This is a genomic window from Streptomyces sp. NPDC058579 (assembly GCF_042718575.1).
GTDB lineage: Bacteria > Actinomycetota > Actinomycetes > Streptomycetales > Streptomycetaceae > Streptomyces.
The window spans coordinates 1-21,683 of sequence record NZ_JBHXPI010000001.1 but is presented as its reverse complement, the minus strand read 5'-3'; the positions used below and the strand labels follow the sequence as shown (position 1 = coordinate 21,683).

The 21,683-nt window shown below is 72.2% G+C and carries 22 protein-coding genes; 17 read left to right on the top strand and 5 right to left on the bottom strand.

The features are described from left to right. Positions 1-11 precede the first annotated feature (11 nt). From ACFWRO_RS00110 to ACFWRO_RS00100, 3 genes are all read left to right on the top strand, one after another. The gene (locus ACFWRO_RS00110) at positions 12-992 is read left to right on the top strand and encodes an ABC transporter substrate-binding protein (RefSeq protein ID WP_384502815.1); all 981 of its coding nucleotides are present in this window, start codon (positions 12-14) and stop codon (positions 990-992) included. Positions 993-1,112: 120 nt separating this feature from the next. After that, on the top strand, positions 1,113-2,159 hold the full coding sequence (locus ACFWRO_RS00105) for a hypothetical protein (RefSeq protein ID WP_384502814.1): 1,047 nt from the start codon (positions 1,113-1,115) through the stop codon (positions 2,157-2,159). Further along, positions 2,156-2,650, top strand: coding sequence for a GNAT family N-acetyltransferase (locus ACFWRO_RS00100; protein WP_384502813.1), 495 nt, complete (start codon positions 2,156-2,158; stop codon positions 2,648-2,650). The genes ACFWRO_RS00105 and ACFWRO_RS00100 overlap by 4 nt, the downstream gene beginning before the upstream one ends. 13 nt (positions 2,651-2,663) lie before the next feature. On the opposite strand, the gene ACFWRO_RS00095 is transcribed toward ACFWRO_RS00100, so the two are convergent. Both ACFWRO_RS00095 and ACFWRO_RS00090 read right to left on the bottom strand, forming a co-directional pair. Further along, entirely contained in the window at positions 2,664-3,806 is a 1,143-nt protein-coding gene (locus ACFWRO_RS00095; RefSeq protein WP_384502811.1) for an NADH-quinone oxidoreductase subunit D, read from the bottom strand. 241 nt (positions 3,807-4,047) lie between these two features. Next, the gene (locus ACFWRO_RS00090; protein ID WP_384502810.1) at positions 4,048-5,025 is read right to left on the bottom strand and encodes an SAM-dependent methyltransferase; all 978 of its coding nucleotides are present in this window, start codon (positions 5,023-5,025) and stop codon (positions 4,048-4,050) included. Between the two features lie 97 nt (positions 5,026-5,122). Here ACFWRO_RS00090 and ACFWRO_RS00085 point away from each other — a divergent pair, with 97 nt between their 5' ends. Together ACFWRO_RS00085 and ACFWRO_RS00080 are read left to right on the top strand one after the other, a co-directional pair. Next, entirely contained in the window at positions 5,123-6,328 is a 1,206-nt protein-coding gene (locus tag ACFWRO_RS00085; protein WP_384502809.1) for a sensor histidine kinase, read from the top strand. 53 nt (positions 6,329-6,381) lie between these two features. Next, the gene (locus ACFWRO_RS00080) at positions 6,382-7,056 is read left to right on the top strand and encodes a response regulator (protein WP_384502807.1); all 675 of its coding nucleotides are present in this window, start codon (positions 6,382-6,384) and stop codon (positions 7,054-7,056) included. Positions 7,057-7,076: 20 nt separating this feature from the next. On the opposite strand, the gene ACFWRO_RS00075 is transcribed toward ACFWRO_RS00080, so the two are convergent. Next, entirely contained in the window at positions 7,077-8,165 is a 1,089-nt protein-coding gene (locus ACFWRO_RS00075) for a DUF5937 family protein (RefSeq protein WP_384502805.1), read from the bottom strand. A gap of 100 nt (positions 8,166-8,265) precedes the next feature. Here ACFWRO_RS00075 and ACFWRO_RS00070 point away from each other — a divergent pair, with 100 nt between their 5' ends. Beyond that, positions 8,266-8,496 carry a hypothetical protein gene (locus ACFWRO_RS00070; protein WP_384502803.1) on the top strand — a complete coding sequence of 77 codons (231 nt, stop codon included), beginning with the start codon at positions 8,266-8,268 and terminating at the stop codon, positions 8,494-8,496. Positions 8,497-8,526: 30 nt separating this feature from the next. On the opposite strand, the gene ACFWRO_RS00065 is transcribed toward ACFWRO_RS00070, so the two are convergent. After that, entirely contained in the window at positions 8,527-9,732 is a 1,206-nt protein-coding gene (locus ACFWRO_RS00065; RefSeq protein ID WP_384502801.1) for a threonine aldolase family protein, read from the bottom strand. A gap of 124 nt (positions 9,733-9,856) precedes the next feature. On the opposite strand from ACFWRO_RS00065, the gene ACFWRO_RS00060 reads away from it, so the two are divergent. From ACFWRO_RS00060 to ACFWRO_RS00015, 10 genes are all read left to right on the top strand, one after another. After that, entirely contained in the window at positions 9,857-10,783 is a 927-nt protein-coding gene (locus tag ACFWRO_RS00060; protein WP_384502799.1) for a Rossmann-like and DUF2520 domain-containing protein, read from the top strand. After that, a complete protein-coding gene (gene panC / locus ACFWRO_RS00055) occupies positions 10,780-11,868 on the top strand; it encodes a pantoate--beta-alanine ligase (protein ID WP_384502798.1) in 1,089 nt (362 codons plus the stop codon). The genes ACFWRO_RS00060 and panC overlap by 4 nt, the downstream gene beginning before the upstream one ends. Beyond that, positions 11,865-13,559 carry an L-aspartate oxidase gene (locus tag ACFWRO_RS00050; RefSeq protein WP_384502797.1) on the top strand — a complete coding sequence of 565 codons (1,695 nt, stop codon included), beginning with the start codon at positions 11,865-11,867 and terminating at the stop codon, positions 13,557-13,559. The genes panC and ACFWRO_RS00050 overlap by 4 nt, the downstream gene beginning before the upstream one ends. Next, positions 13,556-14,569 carry a carboxylating nicotinate-nucleotide diphosphorylase gene (gene nadC / locus ACFWRO_RS00045; protein WP_384502795.1) on the top strand — a complete coding sequence of 338 codons (1,014 nt, stop codon included), beginning with the start codon at positions 13,556-13,558 and terminating at the stop codon, positions 14,567-14,569. Before ACFWRO_RS00050 ends, nadC begins: the two co-directional genes overlap by 4 nt. Further along, the gene (locus ACFWRO_RS00040) at positions 14,569-15,375 is read left to right on the top strand and encodes a type III pantothenate kinase (protein ID WP_384502794.1); all 807 of its coding nucleotides are present in this window, start codon (positions 14,569-14,571) and stop codon (positions 15,373-15,375) included. The genes nadC and ACFWRO_RS00040 overlap by 1 nt, the downstream gene beginning before the upstream one ends. Before the next feature lie 119 nt (positions 15,376-15,494). Next, positions 15,495-16,139, top strand: a complete 645-nt coding sequence (locus ACFWRO_RS00035) for a hypothetical protein (protein ID WP_384503688.1) — start codon at positions 15,495-15,497, stop codon at positions 16,137-16,139. 14 nt (positions 16,140-16,153) lie between these two features. Next, positions 16,154-16,330, top strand: coding sequence for a hypothetical protein (locus ACFWRO_RS00030; RefSeq protein ID WP_362015701.1), 177 nt, complete (start codon positions 16,154-16,156; stop codon positions 16,328-16,330). A 143-nt stretch (positions 16,331-16,473) separates the two neighbouring features. Then, on the top strand, positions 16,474-16,980 hold the full coding sequence (locus ACFWRO_RS00025; protein WP_384502792.1) for a BlaI/MecI/CopY family transcriptional regulator: 507 nt from the start codon (positions 16,474-16,476) through the stop codon (positions 16,978-16,980). A 9-nt stretch (positions 16,981-16,989) separates the two neighbouring features. Further along, positions 16,990-17,517: an amino-acid N-acetyltransferase gene (locus ACFWRO_RS00020; RefSeq protein ID WP_384502791.1), complete on the top strand. Its 528-nt coding sequence runs from the start codon at positions 16,990-16,992 to the stop codon at positions 17,515-17,517. Positions 17,518-17,685: 168 nt separating this feature from the next. Then, entirely contained in the window at positions 17,686-18,021 is a 336-nt protein-coding gene (locus tag ACFWRO_RS00015; protein WP_384502789.1) for an Lsr2 family protein, read from the top strand. On the opposite strand, the gene ACFWRO_RS00010 is transcribed toward ACFWRO_RS00015, so the two are convergent. Next, on the bottom strand, positions 18,000-18,632 hold the full coding sequence (locus ACFWRO_RS00010) for an SCO3374 family protein (protein ID WP_384502787.1): 633 nt from the start codon (positions 18,630-18,632) through the stop codon (positions 18,000-18,002). The two genes, ACFWRO_RS00015 and ACFWRO_RS00010, sit on opposite strands and share 22 nt — an antisense overlap. Positions 18,633-19,117: 485 nt before the next feature. Between ACFWRO_RS00010 and ACFWRO_RS00005 the strand changes: the two genes are divergently transcribed. Then, positions 19,118-21,643, top strand: a complete 2,526-nt coding sequence (locus tag ACFWRO_RS00005; protein WP_384502786.1) for an ATP-dependent Clp protease ATP-binding subunit — start codon at positions 19,118-19,120, stop codon at positions 21,641-21,643. Positions 21,644-21,683: the final 40 nt, after the last annotated feature.

Genomic DNA, 21,683 nt, shown 5'->3' with positions numbered 1-21,683 from the left:
GGAGTGATCTCGTGAGCAGGACCTCGCGCATCGCGGGTGCGGTACTGGGTACGGCGGCGCTGACCGTCTCGCTCGTCGCGTGCGGCGGCGACAGCCTGGAGCAGGGGAAGGCCGGCGGCAGCGGCGGCACGTCCGGCGCCGGCAAGAAGGGCTCCCTCGTCGTGGGCGCCGCCGCGTTCACCGAGTCCAAGGTGCTCGCGGAGCTCTACGCGCAGGTGCTGAAGGACGCCGGATACGACGCGACCATCACCACGGTCAAGAACCGCGAGCTGTACGAACCGTCCCTGGAGAAGGGCGAGATCGACGTCGTACCGGAATACGCGGCGACGATCGCGGAATTCCTCAATGCGAAGGTGAACGGCCCGAAGGCGCCCGAGGAGAAGCCGGTCGCGTCCGGCGACGCGGCCGCCACGGTGGAGGCGCTGAAGAAGCTCGCGGAGCCGCGCGGCCTGAAGGTCCTCGCGGTCGGCGAGGCCGTCGACCAGAACGCCTTCGCGGTCTCGAAGGAATTCGCCGAGAAGAACAAGCTGGAGACGCTTTCCGACCTCGGCGCGGCCAAGCTGAAGGTGAAGATCGCGGCCGGCGACGAATGCGAGATACGGCCGTTCTGCGCGCCCGGCCTGAAGAAGACCTACGGCATCGACGTGGCCGGGATCGACCCCAAGGGAGTCGGCACCCCGCAGGCCAAGCAGGCGGTCAAGGACGGCGTGGACCAGCTGGTGCTGACCACCACGACGGACGCCACGATCGAGTCCTTCGGACTGGTCTTCCTCGACGACGACAAGAAGCTCCAGAACGCCGACAATGTGCTGCCGGTGGTCAATGCGAAGGACGCCGGATCGCCCGAGATCGCGGCCGCTCTCGACAAGATCACAAAGGTCCTCACCACCGCCGATCTCGCCGAACTGAACCGCAAGGTCGACGCCGAGCGCGCGAAGCCCGAGGACGTGGCGAAGACCTATCTGGAGTCGAAGGGCCTGGTCAAGAAGTAAGGCCCGGGTGAGGGGAGTCGGCCCGGTCCCGACCGGGACTCGGTCACGACGGCGAGAAGTGGCCAAGAGATTGCCGGGCCGACACCCCATACAGCGCCTACGCACGGTAAATTTCAGGCCATGCCACGTGGACGCCACCGCCATTCACCTCCCCTCCACAAGCTTCTGCCGCCCTCCGCGGTCGCCGGAGCGTCGGTCGTCTGTGCCGCGGGCGCCTGGCTGCTCGCCGATCCCGTGGTGCTGCGGCTGCTCGTGGCCGCCGCTGCCGCCGCGGCGATCACCGGTGGCGTCATCATGCGCAGTTGGGACCGGAGCGCCGGCCGGCAGGTCGCGGAACTCACCCGGGCCCGTACGGCGGACCAGTGGAAGACCGAGGAGCGGATAGCCGAGCTCGAGGCCGACCTGGAGGAGTCGCGCGAGCTGCGGGCCAAGCTCGACGCCAAGCTGCGCGCCAAGCGGGTCGAACTCGCCGGGCTGCGCGGCGAGCACGCGGCGCTGCTGCGCCGGTACGCCACCGCCGAGACCGAGCGGGCCAGCGCCCTCGAAGGCCGCAGGCAGCTCGCCCTGGAGTCGTCCGGCCCGGCCAAGGAGCTGCCGGCCGCCGGCTCCACGCCCACCCCGGCCGCCTACCGCCAGGCCGCCGACGCCCTGCGTAACCTCGCGCGCAACGCCGCTGCCCAGGAGGCCCGCCGTACGGCCGAGGCCGCCCGCAGCCGCGATCTCGCCGAGCGCGCCCGTGAGACGGAGGAGCCGCAGGGGAAGCACGCGGCGGCCGCCGGGAGCGAGCAGCACGCTCGACCGTCGTCCGCCGTCGTACCCGCCCCCTCGACGGCCCTCGCGTCCGTGCCTTCCGCCGCTTCCCACGCCGTTCCCGCGGTACGAGCCGTCCCGGCCGCCTCCGCGATCGTCCCGTACGCCACGCGCCGCGTGGCTCGCCCCGAGGGCGGCTTCGACTTCTTCGGCACGCAGGGCGTGCAGAAGGTGGCGGCGGCCATCGAGGCCGTGCAGGACGCCGACCTGGCCGACGTGGTGGGCGAGGAGGTCCTCGCGACCGTCGTGCGCCGCACCCCCGAGCAGCGGGCGATCGGCAAGGTCATCGACCTGACCGCGCACGACGAGACCGAGCAGCTCGACGTGACGGAGCTGCGCGGAGTGGTCGGCTCTTGACGGTCGGGGCGCTCGCCGCCGAGGACCTGGCCGCGCGCCGGGACGAGTGGATCGCCCTGTGCGCGCAGGCCTTCTGCGGCCCGCCCTGGCACGAGCCGCCGCGCGGGGCGCTGCGTACGGTCGAGCGGCTGCTCGGCAAGGCGGAGGCGCGGCAGCCCGGCTTCCGCTGCGTCGCCTCGTACGACGCCGAGGGCGCCGTGACCGGCTTCGCCGCCGGCTGGCTCGACACCGCGCTCTCGGGCGGCGCGGAGGAGGCCTTCGAACTCGCCGAACTCGTCGTCGCCCCCGCCCATCAGGGCCGCGGCCTCGGCCGCGCGCTGCACGACGCCCTCCTAGCGGAGGCCCCCGCGCCCCGCCCCCGCCTGCTGATGACGCTCGACGTGCCCGAACTGCGCGAACGCTACGAACGCTGGGGCTGGACCGTGGTGGAGCGCGTGCGCCCGGAGAACGACGGCAGGGACTTCGTGCTCATGCGGGCCGAGGCCGCCTGACCTCGTACACGTTCTACTTGTCGATGTCGCCGACGACGAAGAAGAGCGAGCCCAGGATCGCCACCATGTCGGCGACGAGCGTGCCCGGCAGCAACTCGGTCAGCGCCTGGATGTTGTTGAAGGACGCCGAGCGCAACTTCAGCCGGTACGGCGTCTTCTCGCCCTTGGAGACCAGGTAGTAGCCGTTGATGCCGAGCGGGTTCTCGGTCCAGGCGTACGTGTGCCCCTCCGGGGCCTTGAGCACCTTCGGCAGCCGCTGGTTGATCGGCCCCTGCGGCAGCTCCGCGATCCGGTCGAGGCAGGCGTCCGCGAGGTCCAGGGAGTTGTGGGTCTGCTCCAGGAGGCACTCGAAGCGGGCGAGGCAGTCGCCCTCCGCGCGGGTGACGACCTTCAGGGTGTCCTGAAGCTCCCCGTAGGCCAGGTACGGCTCGTCGCGCCGCAGGTCGAAGTCGACGCCGGAGGCACGGGCGATGGGCCCGGAGACGCCGTAGGCGTGCACTGCCTCCGGGGTCAGCACGCCGACGCCGCGGGTGCGGCCACGAAAGATCTCGTTGCCGAGGACGAGCTTGTCGTAGACGTCCATCCGGGACCGTACGTCGGCCACGGCGGCGCGCGCCCGGTCGAGCCACCCGGCGGGCAGGTCCTCCTTGAGCCCGCCGACCCGGTTGAACATGTAGTGCATCCGGCCGCCGGAGACCTCCTCCATCACGGCCTGGAGCTCCTCGCGCTCCCGGAACGCGTAGAAGACCGGGGTGATACCGCCCAGTTCGAGGGGGTAGGACCCGAGGAACATGAGGTGGTTGAGCACCCGGTTCAGCTCGGCGAGCAGCGTCCGCGTCCAGACGGCCCGTTCGGGGACCTCCATGCCGAGCATGCGCTCGACGGCCATGACGACACCGAGCTCGTTGGAGAAGGCGGAGAGCCAGTCGTGGCGGTTGGCGAGCATGACGATCTGCCGGTAGTCCCGCGCCTCGAAGAGCTTCTCGGCGCCCCGGTGCATGTAGCCGATGACCGGCTCGGCCTGCCGGATCACCTCACCGTCGAGAACCAGCCGCAGCCGGAGCACGCCATGGGTCGAGGGATGCTGCGGCCCGATGTTCAGCACCATGTCGGTGCTCTCCGCCGCCCCGCCGATTCCGACCGTCGTCTCCGTCATGGGAGCCAGTATCTCCCGCGGCCCCCGAGTTGCGGCCAGCCGTCCCGCAGTACGGTCCCCACCCGCCCCCACGCGTTGTGGGCAGCCGTCCCGCAGTACGGTCCCCCACCCCCTCCCCGCCGTTGTGGGCAATCGTTCCGCAGGGCTGGGGGTCCCCCCTGGACGAAGTCCTAGGGGGAGGGTGGGCACAACCCACGGGGGCGGCGCCTCGTCAGGCCCCTCGCCCGGGGGCGGCAACCGGTCAGGCTCCCGCCCGTACCCGTCGCGTGAGCCACAGGAAGTCCCCCAGCCCGCCGCGCGCGGTCAGCTCGGCCGCCTCACCCGCGCCCGCGAGCGCCCGCACATAGGCGGCCGGGTCGGTCGACGCGAGGGCCAGCGGTGGGCGCGCTCCGCTCACGCCGAGCCCCTTCAACGCCTCCCTCTGAAGAACCAGCTCCCCGCCCCCCGAAGCGCACGCGTCCATCGCCACGTGCGCCGTCACGTCGCACGACCCGTCCGGCACCGGCGCGACCTCCCGCCCGCCCCGGAACCCCGTCAGCGTCCCGAACGGCGGCCTGGACTCCCGTACGTGCCCGTAGTCCACCGCCACCGCCCGCCCCGCCGCCAGGCAGCCGGCCGCCGCCGCCCACGCCTCGTCCCGCGCGCGACCGATCTCCGCGCGCGTGCCGGGCTCCGTCAGCGGCCACCACCGCTCCAGCCACTCCGCGTCCTCCCCCTCGACGGCCCGCCCGAGCCGCTCCGCCCCGTCCGCCGCCCGCACCTCGACGTACCGCACGGTCCCCGACTCGTCCACGCTCGCCACGTCCACCGGCACGTTGTCGAGCCACTCGTTCGCGAAGAGCAGCCCCCGGACCCCCTCCGGCACCCGGTCCGTCCACTCCACCCGGGGGTCGAGCCCCGCCGGCCGCTCCGCGCGCTCGACGCTGTAGGCCCGTACCGACAGCCCCTCCGCGAGGGACCCGAGCGCGGCGAGCACCCCCGTCACCAGCTCCCCGCGCCCCGCGCCCATGTCCACGAACGCGACCTCGTCCGTGTCCAGCTCCTCCGCCACCTCGGCGAGGAGCCGGGCGACCGCCCCCGCGAAGAGCGGGGAGGCGTGCACCGAGGTACGGAAGTGCCCCGCGGGGCCCTCGGGGCGCAGAAAGAAGCCTCCCGGGCCGTACAGCGCCCGCTCCGTGGCCTCGCGCCACCCCTGCCACTGACACGTCTCATCCGTCACGGGCCCCAGTCTCCACCTTGGGGAGTACGGTCCTCGCGTCAAGGATCGACCCCACGGTTGACCCCTGCACCTATTCGCTTTCCCTACGCTGGGTTACGTGCAGCGCCTCTACGACTTCATCCGCAGACACCCGACAGGCGTCGACAGCTTCTGGGCCGTCGTCCTCTTCGGGCTTTCCGTGCTGTGGGTGGGCTCGACCTACCCGGCGGTCCACAACCCTGCCGCGTACGGCGTGGTCGCCGCGCTGTTGTGCCTGGTGGTGGCCCTGCGCCGGCGGGCGCCCGAGAAGATGCTCGTGCTCACGATCGTCATCGGCGTCGCCCAGCTCGCCTTCGGGATCATGCCGTTCTTCGCCGACTTCGCGATGCTCGTGATCATCTACACGGTCGCCGCGCACGACGGCCCGCGCTGGGCCTCCCGGCTCGCCCTGGCCGCAGGACTGAGCGCCGCGACGCTCTCCCAGCTGCGCTGGCCGGACCAGGAGGAGATCAACTCCACGGCGGCGCACGTCTTCTTCACGGTCATCATGACCGTGCCGTTCGCCCTCGCCTGGGTGCTCGGCGACTCCCTGCGCACCCGCCGCGCCTACTTCGCGCAGCTGGAGGAGCGCGCCTCCCGCCTGGAGCGGGAGCGCGAGGCGCAGGCCAAGGTCGCCGTCGCCGCCGAGCGCGCCCGGATCGCCCGCGAGCTGCACGACGTCGTCGCGCACAACGTGTCGGTGATGGTCGTCCAGGCCGACGGCGCCGCGTACGTCCTGGACTCCTCCCCGGACCAGGCCAAGCAGGCCCTGGAGACGATCTCCTCGACCGGCCGGCAGGCGCTGGCCGAGATGCGCCGGCTGCTCGGCATCCTGCGCACCGGCGAGCACAAGGAGGCCGGGGAGTACGTGCCCCAGCCGGACGTCGAGCAGATCGAGGACCTGGTCGAGCAGGTCAGGAGCGCCGGTCTGACCGTGGACTTCCGGATCGAGGGCACCCCGCGCCCGCTGCCGAGCGGCGTCGAGCTCACCGCGTACCGGATCGTTCAGGAAGCCCTCACCAACACCCGCAAGCACGGTGGTCCTGACGTCGGCGCGAGCGTCCGTCTGGTCTACTTCGACGACGGTCTCGGGCTGCTCGTGGAGGACGACGGGCGGGGCGCGACCCACGAGATGTACGAGGACGGGGGCGCCGACGGCCGGGGCCACGGCCTGATCGGCATGCGGGAGCGGGTCGGCATGGTCGGCGGCACCCTGGACGCGGGCCCGCGCCCCGGGGGCGGCTTCCGCATCAGCGCCCTCCTCCCGCTCAAGCCCGCCCACTGACGCCCGCTGACGCCCACTGGCCCCTGACGCCCACTGACGACTTAAGGATCTTCATGTCCATCCGCGTGATGCTCGTCGACGACCAGGTGCTGCTGCGCACCGGCTTCCGCATGGTGCTCGCCGCTCAGCCGGACATGGAGGTCGTGGCCGAGGCGGGCGACGGCGTGGAGGCGCTGGAGGTGCTGCGCTCGACGGCCGTGGACGTGGTCCTCATGGACGTCCGCATGCCCAAGCTGGACGGCGTCGAGACGACCCGGCGGATCTGCGCGGAGCCCGGTGCGCCGCGCGTCCTGATCCTGACCACCTTCGACCTGGACGAGTACGCCTTCTCCGGCCTGAAGGCGGGCGCGAGCGGCTTCATGCTGAAGGACGTACCACCGGCCGAGCTGCTCGGCGCGATCCGCTCCGTGCACAGCGGCGACGCGGTGGTGGCCCCGTCCACGACCCGCCGCCTCCTCGACCGCTTCTCGCCGATGCTGCCGTCCTCGGGGAAGGAGCCGCAGCACAAGGAGATCGCGCGGCTCACCGACCGCGAGCGCGAGGTCATGCTCCTGGTCGCCCAGGGCCTGTCGAACGGCGAGATCGCCGCCCGTCTCGTGCTCTCGGAGGCCACGGTGAAGACGCACGTCGGCCGGATCCTCACCAAGCTGGAACTGCGCGACCGCGTGCAGGTGGTCGTGCTCGCGTACGAGACCGGCCTGGTCCGCGCGGGCGGCGGCGCGGGCTGAGGACGCCCGCATCCGGCTGACTAGCGCAGCACCGCTTCCAGGAAGTCGCTGCCCAGGCGGGCGACGACGGTCACGTCCAGCTGGTGCAGGACGTAGCGGCCGCGGCGCTGGGTGGTGAGCAGCCCGGCCTTCTTGAGGACGGCGAGGTGCCGGGAGACCTCCGGCGCGGAGATGCCGTACGCGTCGGCCAGCTCGCTCGTCGTGTACGAGGCGCGGGCGAGGTTGCGGCACATCCGCATCCGCATCGGGTGCGCGACGGCCTCCAGACGGAGCTTGACGGTCTCCACGGGCGCGGTGCCGGCGAGTTCGCGGGTGGAGACGGGGTACTGCACCACCGGCTGCCAGCCCGCCGCGTGCAGGGCGAAGAGGTGCGGCCGGCCGAAGGCGGTCGGCAGGAACGTGAGCGCCGAGCCCTGGGCGGTCGTACGGCCGTGGACGAGCTTGTCGACGACGATCCGGGTGCCGCGGGCGTCCTCCTCCAGGCTCATCGCGGGGGAGACGGCGGCGAGCGCCTCGGTGAGGCCCTTGCGGCGCAGCAGCTCGGTCTTGTGCCGGGCGTCGGCCGCGAGCTGGACCCGGACCCGGTTCCACGTGTCGGCGAAGAACGCCTCGTCGCAGTCCTCCAGGAGCCTGCGGATCCACGCGCGCGTGCCGGGCGGGTCGGCCAGCATCCGTTCCACGAACGCGGCCTGGCGCGGGCCGCGCGCCGCGGCCAGGTCGAGGACGCGGCAGCGGGCCTGGGGGTCGACGAGCGGGGAGGGCACGCCCTCGCCGTACTGGCTGTTGCAGGAGATCTCCAGCGCCGCGCCCACGAACTTCTCGTCGTCCATCCGGTCGAGGTCGTCGAGTTCCTCGGCGAGCGTCGCGCGCGGCTGGGCGGTCAGCAGGAAGTCGGAGCGGGTGGAGCGCCACATGAAGTCGGCTTCGTGGAGCCGGTCGGCGAGCTCCGGCTTGAGGCCGGCGCAGGTGGTGGTGGCCCAGCCGTGCAGGCCCGCGTGGTGGCCGGGCTCGGACAGCGCGTGCAGCGCGGCGCCCAGTTCGGCCAGCGGGGAGGGGCAGAAGACGATCCGCTCGTGCGGAAGCCCGGTGATGTCTATGGTCACGCTCACGCCCCCATGGTGCGGGACGCGCCGTGGGTGCTGTCGCGTCGTTTGACGCCGCCCGTCAATCGGCGCGACCGGGGCCGGACGGCGGAGCCATCGTGAGGTCATGAACGCGATGCACCAGTACCTCTTCGACACCTATCGCGCCGCGCAGCACGGTGAGCGGATGCCGCCGCTGCCCGGCACCCACGACGTCGCGACCGTCCGCGCCCTCCGCGACCACCGCCGCTTCCGCGCGGTCCTCGCAGGGCGGCCGGCCCGGGGCCGGCTGCGTACGGCTCTGCGTACGGCCCTGCGCACGGCCCTCAGTCGCTGGGTCCACCCGAAGGCCTGCTGAGGGCCGGGGATATCAGCAGGCCCGGGCCCCCTACGGCCGGGGCAGCAGCGCCAGGAACGCCCGTACCGCGTCCCGCACGTCCGTCGCCGTCCACGCGAGGCCCGGCTCGCCCACCGTCACCTCCGTCACCGCCACGCCCGGCGGACCGCCCGCGCCGGGGCTGTGCCAGCGGCGGAAGAGGACCGTGCCGGCCGTCTCCGTCAGCGCCAGGGAGGCCGCCGTCAGGACGTCCGGGTCGTACGGCAGCCAGACCTGGAACTGGTGGGTGTGCGGCGGCTCGGGGTGCACCCGGAACCACGGCGTGCCCGTCTCCTCGAAGGCAGCCCGCAGCGACGCCGCCACCACGCGCGCGTGCGCCACGTACGAGGGCAGCCGGGGCAGCTCCCGCTCCAGGCCCCGCAGCGCGGAGACCGCCGCCGGGTACTGCTGGAAGACCTGGCCGCCGTACCGGTGCCGCCAGACCCGGGCCTCTTCCATCACGTCCTCGGGGCCGGCGAGGGCCGCCCCCGAGAGGCCGCCGAGGGACTTGTAGAAGGACACGTACACGCTGTCCGCGAGCGCCGCGATCTCCCGCAGGTCGCGCCCGAAGTGCGGGGCGCACTCCCACAGTCGCGCGCCGTCCATGTGCACCACCGCATCACGTTCGCGGGCGGCCTCCACGGCCTCCACGAGCTCGTCCCAGGTCGGCAGCACGAACCCCGCGTCCCGCAGCGGCAGCTCCAGCATCAGGGTCCCGAACGGCTCCGTGTGGCCCCGCACCTCAGCGGCCGTCGGCGGCCTCGGGTCGTCCGTGAGGTGGACCGTCCGCAGCCCGCTCACCGACCCGAGCGCGCCGCCCTCGTGGACCTCCGGGTGGGCGAGCGGGTGCAGGGCGACGACCGGGCTTCCGGTCCGCCCGGCCCAGCAGCGCAGCGCGACCTGCTGCGCCATCGTCCCGGTCGGGAAGAAGACGGCCGCCGGAAGCCCGAGTTCCGCGGCGACCCGCCGCTCCAGTTCCTCGACGAGGCCGTCGCCGTACGAGTCGAGGAGGCCGCCGTCGTCCTCGGTGTCCGCGGCCCAGTCGGCGAGCGCCCGCAGCCGGTCCCCGACCGTGCCCTCGACCGGCGAGTGCGCCAGCTTCCGCGCGGCTCCGCCCCACACCTCGGCCTGGTACCGCCGGGCTTCGGCACTGTCCATCGGCTGGTCCGACCGGCCGCTCTTGTCTTCGTCCACGTTCTGGTCCACGCCTTCGTCCATGGGCCGATCATCACACCACCACCCACACCCTGTGGACAGTCACGGAGGAGGGCGAAACGCTGGCGTAGCATGACCAGAAATCGTCCGGTACCCCCCGCGGACTGGAACGGAAGGCCGTTGCCGCGTGAACCATCCAGCTGAGTCCCGAGCAGAACCCCGAGCGGAAGACCGACCCGCGCGACTCACCGTCGGAGTCGTCGGAGCCGGCCGGGTGGGACCCGCCCTCGCTGCGGCCCTCCAGCTCGCGGGCCACCGCCCCGTCGCCGTCTCCGCGGTCTCCGACGCGTCCGTCCGGCGCGCCGCCGACCTGCTCCCGGACGTGCCGGTCGTGCCGCCCGCCGAGGTCCTCGCCCGGGCCGAGCTGGTGCTGCTCACCGTGCCCGACGACGCCCTGCCGGGCCTGGTCGAGGGCCTCGCCGAGACCGGAGCCGTACGGCCGGGTCAGCTGCTCGTGCACACCTCCGGGCGGTACGGCGTGCAGGTCCTGGACCCCGCCCGCCGGGCCGGCGCCCTGCCGCTCGCCCTGCACCCCGCCATGACCTTCACCGGCACCTCCGTGGACGTCCAACGCCTTGCCGGCTGCTCCTTCGGGGTGACCGCGCCCGTGGAGCTGCGGCTTGCCGCCGAGGCCCTGGTCATCGAGATGGGCGGCGAGCCCGAGTGGATCGCCGAGGAGGCCCGCCCGCTCTACCACGCAGCCCTCGCCCTCGGCGCGAACCACCTGGTCACCCTGGTCGCCCAGTCCATGGACCTGCTCCGCAAGGCCGGCGTCGCCGCCCCCGACCGGATGCTCGGCCCGCTCCTGGGCGCCGCCCTGGACAACGCGCTGCGTTCCGGCGACGGCGCGCTCACCGGCCCCGTCGCGCGCGGTGACGCGGGCACGGTCGCCGCCCACGTCGCCGAGCTGCGCAAGCACGCGCCCGGCACCGTCGCCGGCTATCTGGCGATGGCCCGCACGACCGCCGACCGGGCGCTCGCGCACGGCCTGCTCAAGCCCGAGCTGGCCGAGGACCTGCTGGGCGTGCTCGCCGACGGGGAGACCGACCGATGACATCGACGACCTCCGCCCTGATCCGTACGGCGGACGAACTCCAGGCCCTCGCGGCCCGCAGCGCACCCGCGCTCGCCGTGGCCGCCGCACCCGCCCTGGCCGAAAACAGCCGGAGCGACAGCCCCACCGGCCGCCGTACCGCCGTCGTCATGACCATGGGCGCGCTCCACGACGGCCACGCCACCCTCGTCCGTACGGCCCGTGAGTGCGTCGGACCCGACGGGTTCGTCGTCGTCACCGTCTTCGTCAACCCCCTGCAGTTCGGCGCCGGCGAGGACCTCGACCGCTACCCCCGCACCCTGGACGCCGACCTCAGGACGGCCGAGGCGGCCGGCGCGGACGCCGTCTTCGCGCCCTCCGTCGACGAGGTGTACCCCGGCGGGGAGCCCCAGGTCCGGATCAGCGCGGGCCCCATGGGCGAGCGCCTCGAAGGCGCCTCCCGGCCCGGCCACTTCGACGGCATGCTCACCGTCGTCGCCAAGCTGCTCCACCTCACCCGCCCCGACCTGGCCTTCTTCGGCCAGAAGGACGCCCAGCAGCTGGCGCTGATCCGCCGGATGGTCCGCGATCTGAACTTCCCCGCGGAGATCGTCGGCGTGCCGACCGTCCGCGAGGCCGACGGCCTGGCCCTCTCCAGCCGCAACCGCTACCTCTCCGCCGGCGAGCGCCGCACCGCCCTCGCCCTCTCCCGCGCCCTGTTCGCCGCGAGCGACCGGCTCGCCGCCCAGCACGCCCTGCGCGCGCGTGCCGACTCGCTGCCCGGCTCCCAGAACCGGGCCGAGACACGCGCGGAGGGGCTCTCCCGGCTTGGCGAGGCCCGCGCGGCGGCCGACGCCCACGCCGTCGCCCAGGCGTCCGAGGGCGGCGGCGCCGAAGCCGTACGGGCCGCGGCCCGCGCCGTCGTCGACGAGGCGGCGAAGGCCGAGCCCCCGCTCGCCCTCGACTACCTCGCCCTGGTCGACCCGGCCGACTTCACCGAGGTCGCCGACGACCACCGCGGCGAGGCGCTCCTCGCCGTCGCCGCGCGCGTGGGCAGCACCCGGCTGATCGACAACATCCCGCTGATGTTCGGAGCCACCAAGTGACTGGAATACGGCTGCACGCGCCCGCGCCCGGCTGGTCCATCGACGCCGACGTCGTCGTGGTCGGCTCAGGCGTCGCCGGGCTGACCGCGGCCCTGCGCTGCACCGCCGCCGGACTGCGCGCGGTCGTCGTCACCAAGGCCCGCCTCGACGACGGCTCCACCCGCTGGGCGCAGGGCGGGATCGCCGCCGCGCTCGGCGACGGCGACACCCCCGAACAGCACCTGGACGACACCCTCGTCGCGGGCGCCGGGCTCTGCGACACCGAGGCCGTCCGGCTCCTGGTCACCGAGGGCCCCGACGCGGTCCGCCGGCTGATCGCCACCGGCGCCGACTTCGACAAGACCGACGACGGCGAGATCGCCCTGACCCGCGAGGGCGGCCACCACCGCCGCCGGATCGCCCACGCCGGCGGCGACGCCACAGGAGCGGAGATCTCCCGCGCCCTCGTGGAGGCGATACGGGACGGGGGGCTGCGCACCATCGAGCACGCCCTCGTCCTGGACCTCCTCAAGGACGAGGACGGCCGTACGGCGGGCGTGACCCTGCACGTCATGGGGGAGGGCCAGCACGACGGCGTCGGCGCCGTCCGCGCCCCCGCCGTGGTCCTCGCCACCGGCGGCATGGGCCAGGTCTTCTCGGCCACCACCAACCCGGCCGTCTCCACCGGCGACGGCGTGGCGCTCGCGCTGCGCGCCGGGGCGGAGGTCTCCGACCTCGAGTTCGTCCAGTTCCACCCGACGGTGCTCTTCCTCGGCGCCGACTCCGAGGGGCAGCAGCCGCTGGTCTCCGAGGCGGTACGGGGCGAGGGCGCCCACCTCGTGGACGCGGACGGGGTCCGCTTCGTGCTCGGGCAGCACGAGCTGGCCGAGCTCGCTCCCCGCGACATCGTCGCCAAGGCGATCATGCGCCGGATGCAGGAGCAGGGCGCGGAGCACATGTACCTGGACGCCCGGCACTTCGGCGCCGAGATGTGGGAGCACCGCTTCCCCACGATCCTGGCCGCCTGCCGGTCCCACGGCATCGACCCGGTCACCGAACCCATCCCGGTCGCCCCTGCGGCCCACTACGCCTCCGGCGGCGTCCGCACCGACCTGACGGGCCGGACCACGGTCCCGGGCCTCTACGCGTGCGGTGAGGTGGCCTGCACGGGCGTCCACGGCGCCAACCGGCTCGCCTCGAACTCGCTCCTTGAGGGCCTGGTCTTCGCCGAGCGGATCGCCGAGGACATCGCCACGCGCGGCCCGCACCGCGAGGGCCTGCCGGTGGTGCCCGCCGGACCGATGGTGCTGCCGCTGCTCGCGCCCGAGACCCGGGCCCGCGTCCAGCGGATCATGAGCGCCGACGCCGGAGTGCTGCGGTCCGCCGAGAGCCTCGGGACCGCCGCCGACGCCCTGGAGGCGCTGAGCCTCTCCGCGGCGGAGGACCACTTCGGCAAGACGGCCGAGCCGGGCGTCGAGTCCTGGGAGACGACCAACCTCCTGTGCGTCGCCCGGGTCCTGGTCGCCGCCGCCCTGGAGCGCGAGGAGACCCGCGGCTGCCACTGGCGCGAGGACCACCCCGAGCGCGTCGAGGACTGGCAGCGCCATCTGGTCGTGCGCCTCACCTCGGACCGGCGGCTCGTGGTCAGCCGTACCGCCACCGCAGACTTTCCCCCCGTCACACCCGTAGCCCCAGAGGAGCCGCAGTCGTGAGCACGCCCGAAGAAGCACGTCCGCAGCCCGTGGACGTCCCCCTCATCCAGATCAGCGCGCCCGCCGAGGACTCCGGCGGCTGCGGTGAAGGCTGCGGCTGCGCCGACGAGATCTACGAGAGCGGCCTCGACCCGGCGCTCGCCCAGCTCCTCGCCGACGCCGGCCTCGACCCGGTGCAGGTCGAGGACATCGCCCACCTGGCCATCGAGGAGGACCTCGACGGCGGCGTGGACGTGACGACCGTCGCGACCGTCCCCGAGGACGCGATCGCCACCGCCGACTTCACCGCCCGCGAGGCGGGCGTGGTCGCCGGCCTGCGGATCGCCGAGGCCGTGCTGTCCATCGTCTGCACCGACACCTTCGAGGTCGAGCGGCACGTCGAGGACGGCGACCGCGTCGAGGCAGGACAGAAGCTCCTGAGCGTCACCACCCGCACCCGCGACCTGCTCACCGGCGAGCGCAGCGCGCTGAACATCATGTGCCGCCTCTCCGGCATCGCGACCGCCACGCGCGCGTGGGCGGACGTCCTGGAGGGCACCGGGGCCCGTGTCCGCGACACCCGCAAGACCACGCCGGGCCTGCGCGCCCTGGAGAAGTACGCGGTGCGCTGCGGCGGCGGCGTCAACCACCGCATGTCCCTGTCGGACGCCGCGCTGGTCAAGGACAACCACGTGGTGGCCGCCGGCGGCGTCGCGCAGGCCTTCAAGGCCGTACGGGAGCAGTTCCCGGACGTGCCGATCGAGGTCGAGGTCGACACGCTGCACCAGGTCCGCGAGGTCCTGGACGCGGGGGCCGACCTGATCCTGCTCGACAACTTCACCCCCCTGGAGACCGAGGAGGCCGTCGCCCTGGTCGCCGGCCGCGCGGTCCTGGAGTCCTCCGGCCGGCTCACCCTTGAGAACGCGGCGGCGTACGCGGCGACGGGCGTGGACTACCTCGCGGTCGGCGGGCTCACGCACTCCTCCCCGATCCTCGACATCGGCCTCGACCTGCGCGAGGTGCGGGCCTGATGCTGCTCACCATCGACGTCGGCAACACGCACACGGTCCTCGGACTCTTCGACGGCGAGGAGATCGTCGAGCACTGGCGCATCTCGACCGACCCGCGCCGCACGGCCGACGAGATGGCGGTCCTGCTCCAGGGCCTGATGGGCATGCACCCGCTGCTCGGCGTCGAGCTGAGCGACGGCATCGAGGGGATCTCGATCTGCGCGACGGTCCCCTCGGTCCTGCACGAGCTGCGCGAGGTGACGCGGCGGTACTACGGCGACGTCCCGGCCGTCCTCGTCGAGCCCGGCGTCAAGACGGGCGTACCGATCCTCACGGACAACCCGAAGGAGGTCGGCGCGGACCGCATCATCAACGCGGTCGCGGCGGTCGAGCTCTACGGCGGCCCGGCGATCGTGGTCGACTTCGGCACGGCGACGACGTACGACGCGATCACCGCGCGCGGTGAGTACGCGGGCGGTGCGATCGCGCCCGGTATCGAGATCTCGGTCGAGGCGCTGGGCGTCCGGGGCGCCCAGCTCCGCAAGATCGAGCTGGCCCGGCCGCGCAGTGTGATCGGCAAGAACACGGTCGAGGCGATGCAGTCCGGCATCGTCTTCGGCTTCGCGGGCCAGGTCGACGGCGTGGTGGAGCGGATGAAGCGCGAGCTGGTGGGCCGCGACGGCGACCCGTCGGCGGTGACCGTGATCGCGACGGGCGGCCTGGCGCCGATGGTCCTCGGCGAGTCCTCCCAGATCGACGAGCACGAGCCCTGGCTGACGCTGGTGGGCCTGCGCCTGGTGTACGAGCGGAACGTCTCGCGGTTGTAGCCCCGGCGGCCCCGCGCCGGGGGCCCCGCGCCGCGCCCGGGGATGATCGGTAAGACGAAATTTGTCCGATTAGCGCGTATCGTCACCCCATGCCCACGCCATACGGATCCCGGGGCGGCATGGCGTTCAGCGCGGACGAGCTACGTGTGGTCCGCCGCGCCCTTGCCACCGCCCTCAACCCCGTCCCCCTTCAGGACGAGGACGTCCAGGACTGTCTGCGCCTCGCCGAATCCGTGGACGACGCCGTCCGCGAGGCAGGCCGGCTCCGGGCGTTCCTCCTCGCCGACCTGACCCGGTACCGCGAGGCCCTGCCCGGCTCGCTCACCGGCTATCTGGAGCTCCTCCAGGACGCCCTCGGCGCGGGGTACGACCCCGCCGCCGACGACCTCGCGGCCCTGCGCGCCCTGCGGGACAACCCCCGGGCCGCCGCGCTCCTGGAACGCTGCCAGGTCCTCGCCGAGGCTTCCGTGCGCGCCCGCCTCGCCCGCCTCATCCAGGCGGCGCCCGCGCCGGTGTCGCCGGTGTCCGTCCTGCCCGCATCCGTCCTGCCCGCCCAGGCGGTGTCCGCGCACCCGGCGCCCCGCGCCCGGCTGCTCGCCCTGCCCGGCGGCCGCGCCGCCGACGAGCCCAAGCGGCCCGCCACCCCGAAGCCGCCCGCCGCGCCCGACCCGGCCAAGCGCCCGGCGCCCAAGCCCTCCGAGGTGTTCCCGCCGCGCCGACGCCCCGTACCCCCGCCCCCGCCCGAGGAACGCGCCGCCGGATAGCTACCCTGGTCGCCATGGACTACGTATCCGCGCTCCTGCCCCCCGTCGTGATGGCCGTGTTCTTCACCGCGCTCGTCGTCACGATCGTGAAGAGCCAGGGCGGCCCCAACAAGGCCAAGGAGGACGCCGCCGTGGACGCCGCCCTCGCCCGCGCCGAGGCCACCCGGCAGTCGGACCGCGCGGCCTCGTAGCCCGCGCGGCGCCGCCCGCGTCGAGGGGCGCTCGAAGAAGAACACCCGAAGGACGTACGACCGCTTTCAGGTCGTACGTCCTTTTTGTTGCGTTTCCTCCGTCAATAACCGGCCATTCCCGGTTCGCGGACTATGGTGGCGGTGTGCCCCGCCAATTGGGAGAGCTCGAAGACGCCGTCATGACACGCGTCTGGCAATGGAACCGGCCGGTGACCGTCCGGGAAGTCCTGGAGGATCTCCAGCAGGAACGGTCCATCGCCTACACCACCGTCATGACCGTAATGGACAATCTCCATCAGAAGGGCTGGGTACGCAGGGAAGTCGACGGGCGCGCCTATCGATATACGGCGGTCTCCACCCGCGCCGCCTACTCGGCCGCACTGATGAACGAAGCCTGGGCGCAGAGCGACAACCCCGCGTCCGCCCTTGTCGCGTTCTTCGGCATGATGTCCAGCGAGCAGCGCGAGGCCCTCAACGACGCGATCCGCGTCGTCGGGTACAACGCCCCCGAGCCCCCCGCCCCACCTGCGGAGGAAGCCCCAGCGCCCGGCCCCGCGCCCGCCCCCGCATCCGCGCCCGCGGAGGCTCCCGCCGCCGCGGGTGAGGCCGTCGGCGAGGCTGCCGACACCCCTGACGACACCGGGCGATAACGTCCCCCCATGCCGTCGTCCCCCGCCGCTTCAAAAGCCGTCACCGTTCGTCGCGCCCGCACCAGTGATGTCGCCGCCGTACGCCGCCTTGTCGATCCGTACGTCCACCGGGGCATCCTGCTCGACAAAGCGACCGTGACGCTTTACGAGGCCATCCAGGAGTTCTGGGTCGCCGAACGCGACGAGGACGCCGTCGTGGTCGGCTGCGGCGCACTCCATGTCATGTGGGAAGACCTCGCCGAAGTCCGTACTCTCGCCGTCGATCCCGAGTTCAAGGGCGCCGGCGTCGGACATCACGTGCTCGACAAGTTGCTGCACACAGCGCGTTGGCTCGGGGTGCGCCGGGTATTCTGCTTGACCTTCGAAGTCGACTTCTTCGCGAAGCACGGCTTCGTGGAGATCGGTGAGACTCCGGTCGACGGAGATGTGTACAGCGAGCTCCTGCGTTCCTATGACGAGGGTGTCGCCGAGTTCCTGGGTCTCGAACGAGTGAAGCCGAACACCTTGGGCAACAGCCGGATGCTTCTGCATCTGTGACGTAACGATCGCTCTGATCCTGAACGGGAACCTGCTCGGAACCTCTATGTCCGAATCGCGCACGTTTCCCGCGTTCCCGGCCTTCTGAACCTCTCCCAGGGGTTTGTGTTTTTCCGGGAAAAGCGGTTTCCTTTCCGCGTAACTGCATTTTCGATGAAAGGAAATCCGGTGGCACAGAAGGTTCAGGTCCTTCTTGTCGACGACCTCGACGGCGTCGAGGCGGACGAGACCGTGACGTTCGCGCTGGACGGCAAGAGCTACGAGATCGACCTCACCACCGCCAACGCGGAGAAGCTCCGCGGTCTGCTCGAGCCGTACACCAAGAGCGGTCGGCGCACGGGCGGCCGCAGCGCCGGTACGCGTGGCAAGGGCCGCGTCGCCCCCGGTGCCGGTCCGGACACCGCGAAGATCCGCGCGTGGGCCAAGGAGAACGGCTACCCCGTGAACGACCGCGGCCGCGTCCCGGCGGAGGTCAAGACCGCTTACGAGAACGCCAACCGCTGAGCCGTCGGCCGGGCGCTTGCGCCCAGCAGCCGCACCCGGTGGCACTCCGCCGCCGCGGCGGCCACCAGCCGTACGAGACAGGGGACGGCCCCATCGGCCCGCTCGGCGGGTCGCAGGGCCGGCAGTGAGGGTTCCACCGCGCGGCCCGGCTCGGGTGCCCGCAGCCACACCGCGGCGCCCGGCGCGCCGGAACCGCTCCATCCTGGGGGAACAGGAGCGGTCATCCGGCTGCCGGCGCCCATCGCGGTGAGATCCAGCGAGATCCCGCCCCATTCGAGCCAGTCGAGCAGCCCCGGCAGCTCCTCCGCGCTTCCCGCGGCCACCAGCAGCCGCATCCGCCGCCCCACCAGGGCCACCGGCCCCGTGGCGCCCGCGCCCGTCCTGCGCAGCACCGCGCGACCGGCCTCGGCGGGCAGCTCCAGGACGTCGAAGCGCAGCCCCGTCACCAGGCCCACCGGCGGGCCGGCCACCGTCGCCCAGCCGAGCCCCTCCTCGTACCAGCGCGCCGGATCGCCCTCGTACGCCGGATCGCTCTCGCATTGCGAACCGTCGAGCGGCACACCGTCGAGCGGCGAGCGGGGCGGCGGCACGCGCCGGACGCTGAAGGACATGTCCGGGGAACGCCCCCGAGGGTTGCTTGGTTACGCCCCAGGGGTACCCGGACCGGCCAGTCCGCTGACTCTCTGTCCCCGGCCGGATGCGCTCCGTGTCCGGATCGGGGGCGTACGGAGGCGTTCGGCGGCGCAAGGGTGTTCGCCCGTAGCGGAGGGAACCGGGGTGTGCCGCATGGAGTGTCAGTGCCTACGGGTAAGACATTCCTAGTGAGGAGGTACGACTCGCGGCGATTCGCGTCTCACGTTCGCCATCGGCGTACTGGCAGCGCGGGTAACTGCTTGGCCTGCGGGAACATCGTCTCGCACCATCGAGTTGGAGCATTTGTCGGCTGTTCGGCAGCGGGTCCCACCACGGACAAGGGGGTGATCCGGACGGATGTCGGCAGTTGGAATGAGCGGTCCCCGCTTGCGGGACTAAGCTGCGGAAGGACAGGGAGGGGATCGACCCCTAACTGACTGACCGCTCTGAGGAGCGATTAACGATGTTCGAGAGGTTCACCGACCGCGCGCGGCGGGTTGTCGTCCTGGCTCAGGAAGAAGCCCGGATGCTCAACCACAACTACATCGGCACCGAGCACATCCTCCTGGGCCTTATCCATGAGGGTGAGGGTGTCGCCGCTAAGGCCCTGGAGAGCCTCGGGATTTCGCTCGAGGCGGTCCGCCAGCAGGTTGAGGAGATCATCGGGCAGGGGCAGCAGGCCCCGTCCGGGCACATCCCCTTCACCCCGCGTGCCAAGAAGGTCCTGGAGCTGTCGCTCCGCGAGGCCCTCCAGCTCGGCCACAACTACATCGGCACGGAGCACATCCTGCTCGGCCTGATCCGCGAGGGCGAGGGCGTCGCCGCCCAGGTCCTCGTGAAGCTGGGCGCCGATCTCAACCGGGTGCGGCAGCAGGTCATCCAGCTGCTCTCCGGCTACCAGGGCAAGGAAGCCGCCACGGCCGGCGGTCCTGCCGAGGGCACCCCCTCGACGTCCCTGGTCCTCGACCAGTTCGGCCGCAACCTCACCCAGGCGGCCCGCGAATCCAAGCTCGACCCGGTCATCGGGCGCGAGAAGGAGATCGAGCGGGTCATGCAGGTGCTGTCCCGCCGCACGAAGAACAACCCGGTTCTCATCGGCGAGCCCGGCGTCGGCAAGACCGCCGTCGTCGAGGGCCTGGCGCAGGCCATCGTCAAGGGCGAGGTGCCCGAGACCCTCAAGGACAAGCACCTCTACACCCTGGACCTCGGCGCGCTGGTCGCCGGCTCCCGCTACCGCGGTGACTTCGAGGAGCGCCTGAAGAAGGTCCTCAAGGAGATCCGCACCCGCGGCGACATCATCCTGTTCATCGACGAGCTCCACACCCTGGTGGGTGCGGGTGCCGCCGAGGGCGCGATCGACGCCGCCAGCATCCTCAAGCCGATGCTGGCCCGCGGTGAGCTCCAGACCATCGGTGCGACCACGCTGGACGAGTACCGCAAGTACCTGGAGAAGGACGCGGCCCTCGAGCGCCGCTTCCAGCCCATCCAGGTCGCGGAGCCGTCGCTGCCGCACACGATCGAGATCCTCAAGGGTCTGCGTGACCGGTACGAGGCCCACCACCGGGTCTCCATCACCGACGAGGCGCTCGTCCAGGCCGCGACGCTGGCCGACCGGTACATCTCGGACCGTTTCCTGCCGGACAAGGCGATCGACCTGATCGACGAGGCCGGCTCCCGGATGCGCATCCGCCGGATGACCGCGCCGCCGGACCTCCGCGAGTTCGACGAGAAGATCGCCGGCGTCCGCCGGGACAAGGAGTCCGCGATCGACTCCCAGGACTTCGAGAAGGCGGCGTCTCTCCGCGACAAGGAGAAGCAGCTGCTCGCGGCGAAGGCCAAGCGGGAGAAGGAGTGGAAGGCCGGCGACATGGACGTCGTCGCCGAGGTCGACGGCGAGCTGATCGCCGAGGTCCTCGCGACGGCCACCGGCATCCCGGTCTTCAAGCTGACCGAGGAGGAGTCGAGCCGCCTGCTGCGCATGGAGGACGAGCTCCACAAGCGCGTCATCGGCCAGAAGGACGCCGTCATCGGCCTCTCGCGGGCGATCCGTCGTACGCGAGCCGGTCTGAAGGACCCGAAGCGTCCCGGTGGCTCGTTCATCTTCGCCGGCCCCTCCGGTGTCGGTAAGACGGAGCTGTCCAAGGCGCTCGCCGAATTCCTCTTCGGCGACGAGGACGCGATGATCTCCCTCGACATGTCGGAGTTCAGCGAGAAGCACACGGTTTCCCGGCTCTTCGGTTCCCCGCCCGGATACGTGGGCTACGAAGAGGGCGGTCAGCTCACCGAGAAGGTGCGCCGCAAGCCGTTCTCCGTCGTCCTCTTCGACGAGGTCGAGAAGGCCCACCCCGATATCTTCAATTCCCTTCTCCAGATCCTGGAGGACGGTCGCCTGACCGACTCCCAGGGCCGGGTCGTGGACTTCAAGAACACGGTCATCATCATGACGACCAACCTCGGGACCCGGGACATCTCGAAGGGCTTCAACCTGGGCTTCGCCGCCCAGGGCGACACGAAGTCCAACTACGAGCGGATGAAGGCGAAGGTCAGCGACGAGCTGAAGCAGCACTTCCGCCCGGAGTTCCTGAACCGTGTGGACGACATCATCGTCTTCCCGCAGCTCACCGAGGCCGACATCCTGCAGATCGTCGACCTGATGATCGGCCGGGTGGACGAGCGCCTCAAGGACCGGGACATGGGCATCGAGCTCTCCCAGGCCGCGAAGGAGCTGCTCGCCAAGAAGGGTTACGACCCCGTCATGGGCGCCCGGCCGCTGCGCCGGACGATCCAGCGCGAGGTCGAGGACTCGCTCTCCGAGAAGATCCTCTTCGGCGAGCTGCGCCCCGGTCACATCGTGGTCGTGGACGTCGAGGGCGAGGGTGAGGAGAAGAAGTTCACCTTCCGCGGCGAGGAGAAGTCGGCCCTGCCGGACGTCCCGCCGATCGAGCAGGCGACGGGCGGAGCGGGCCCGAACCTCTCGAAGGACGCGTAAGCGCCCGAACGCGTGACAGGGGCGGCCCCGGACTCGGAAG

Coding starts and splice junctions, on each gene's coding strand:
- ACFWRO_RS00105 (WP_384502814.1), top strand. CDS start 1,113: ATGCCACGTGGACGCCACCGCCATTCACCTCCCCTCCACAAGCTTCTG.
- ACFWRO_RS00095 (WP_384502811.1), bottom strand. CDS start 3,806: ATGACGGAGACGACGGTCGGAATCGGCGGGGCGGCGGAGAGCACCGAC.
- ACFWRO_RS00080 (WP_384502807.1), top strand. CDS start 6,382: ATGTCCATCCGCGTGATGCTCGTCGACGACCAGGTGCTGCTGCGCACC.
- ACFWRO_RS00070 (WP_384502803.1), top strand. CDS start 8,266: ATGAACGCGATGCACCAGTACCTCTTCGACACCTATCGCGCCGCGCAG.
- ACFWRO_RS00065 (WP_384502801.1), bottom strand. CDS start 9,732: ATGGACGAAGGCGTGGACCAGAACGTGGACGAAGACAAGAGCGGCCGG.
- panC (WP_384502798.1), top strand. CDS start 10,780: ATGACATCGACGACCTCCGCCCTGATCCGTACGGCGGACGAACTCCAG.
- ACFWRO_RS00040 (WP_384502794.1), top strand. CDS start 14,569: ATGCTGCTCACCATCGACGTCGGCAACACGCACACGGTCCTCGGACTC.
- ACFWRO_RS00035 (WP_384503688.1), top strand. CDS start 15,495: ATGGCGTTCAGCGCGGACGAGCTACGTGTGGTCCGCCGCGCCCTTGCC.
- ACFWRO_RS00030 (WP_362015701.1), top strand. CDS start 16,154: ATGGACTACGTATCCGCGCTCCTGCCCCCCGTCGTGATGGCCGTGTTC.
- ACFWRO_RS00020 (WP_384502791.1), top strand. CDS start 16,990: ATGCCGTCGTCCCCCGCCGCTTCAAAAGCCGTCACCGTTCGTCGCGCC.
- ACFWRO_RS00010 (WP_384502787.1), bottom strand. CDS start 18,632: ATGTCCTTCAGCGTCCGGCGCGTGCCGCCGCCCCGCTCGCCGCTCGAC.
- ACFWRO_RS00005 (WP_384502786.1), top strand. CDS start 19,118: ATGTTCGAGAGGTTCACCGACCGCGCGCGGCGGGTTGTCGTCCTGGCT.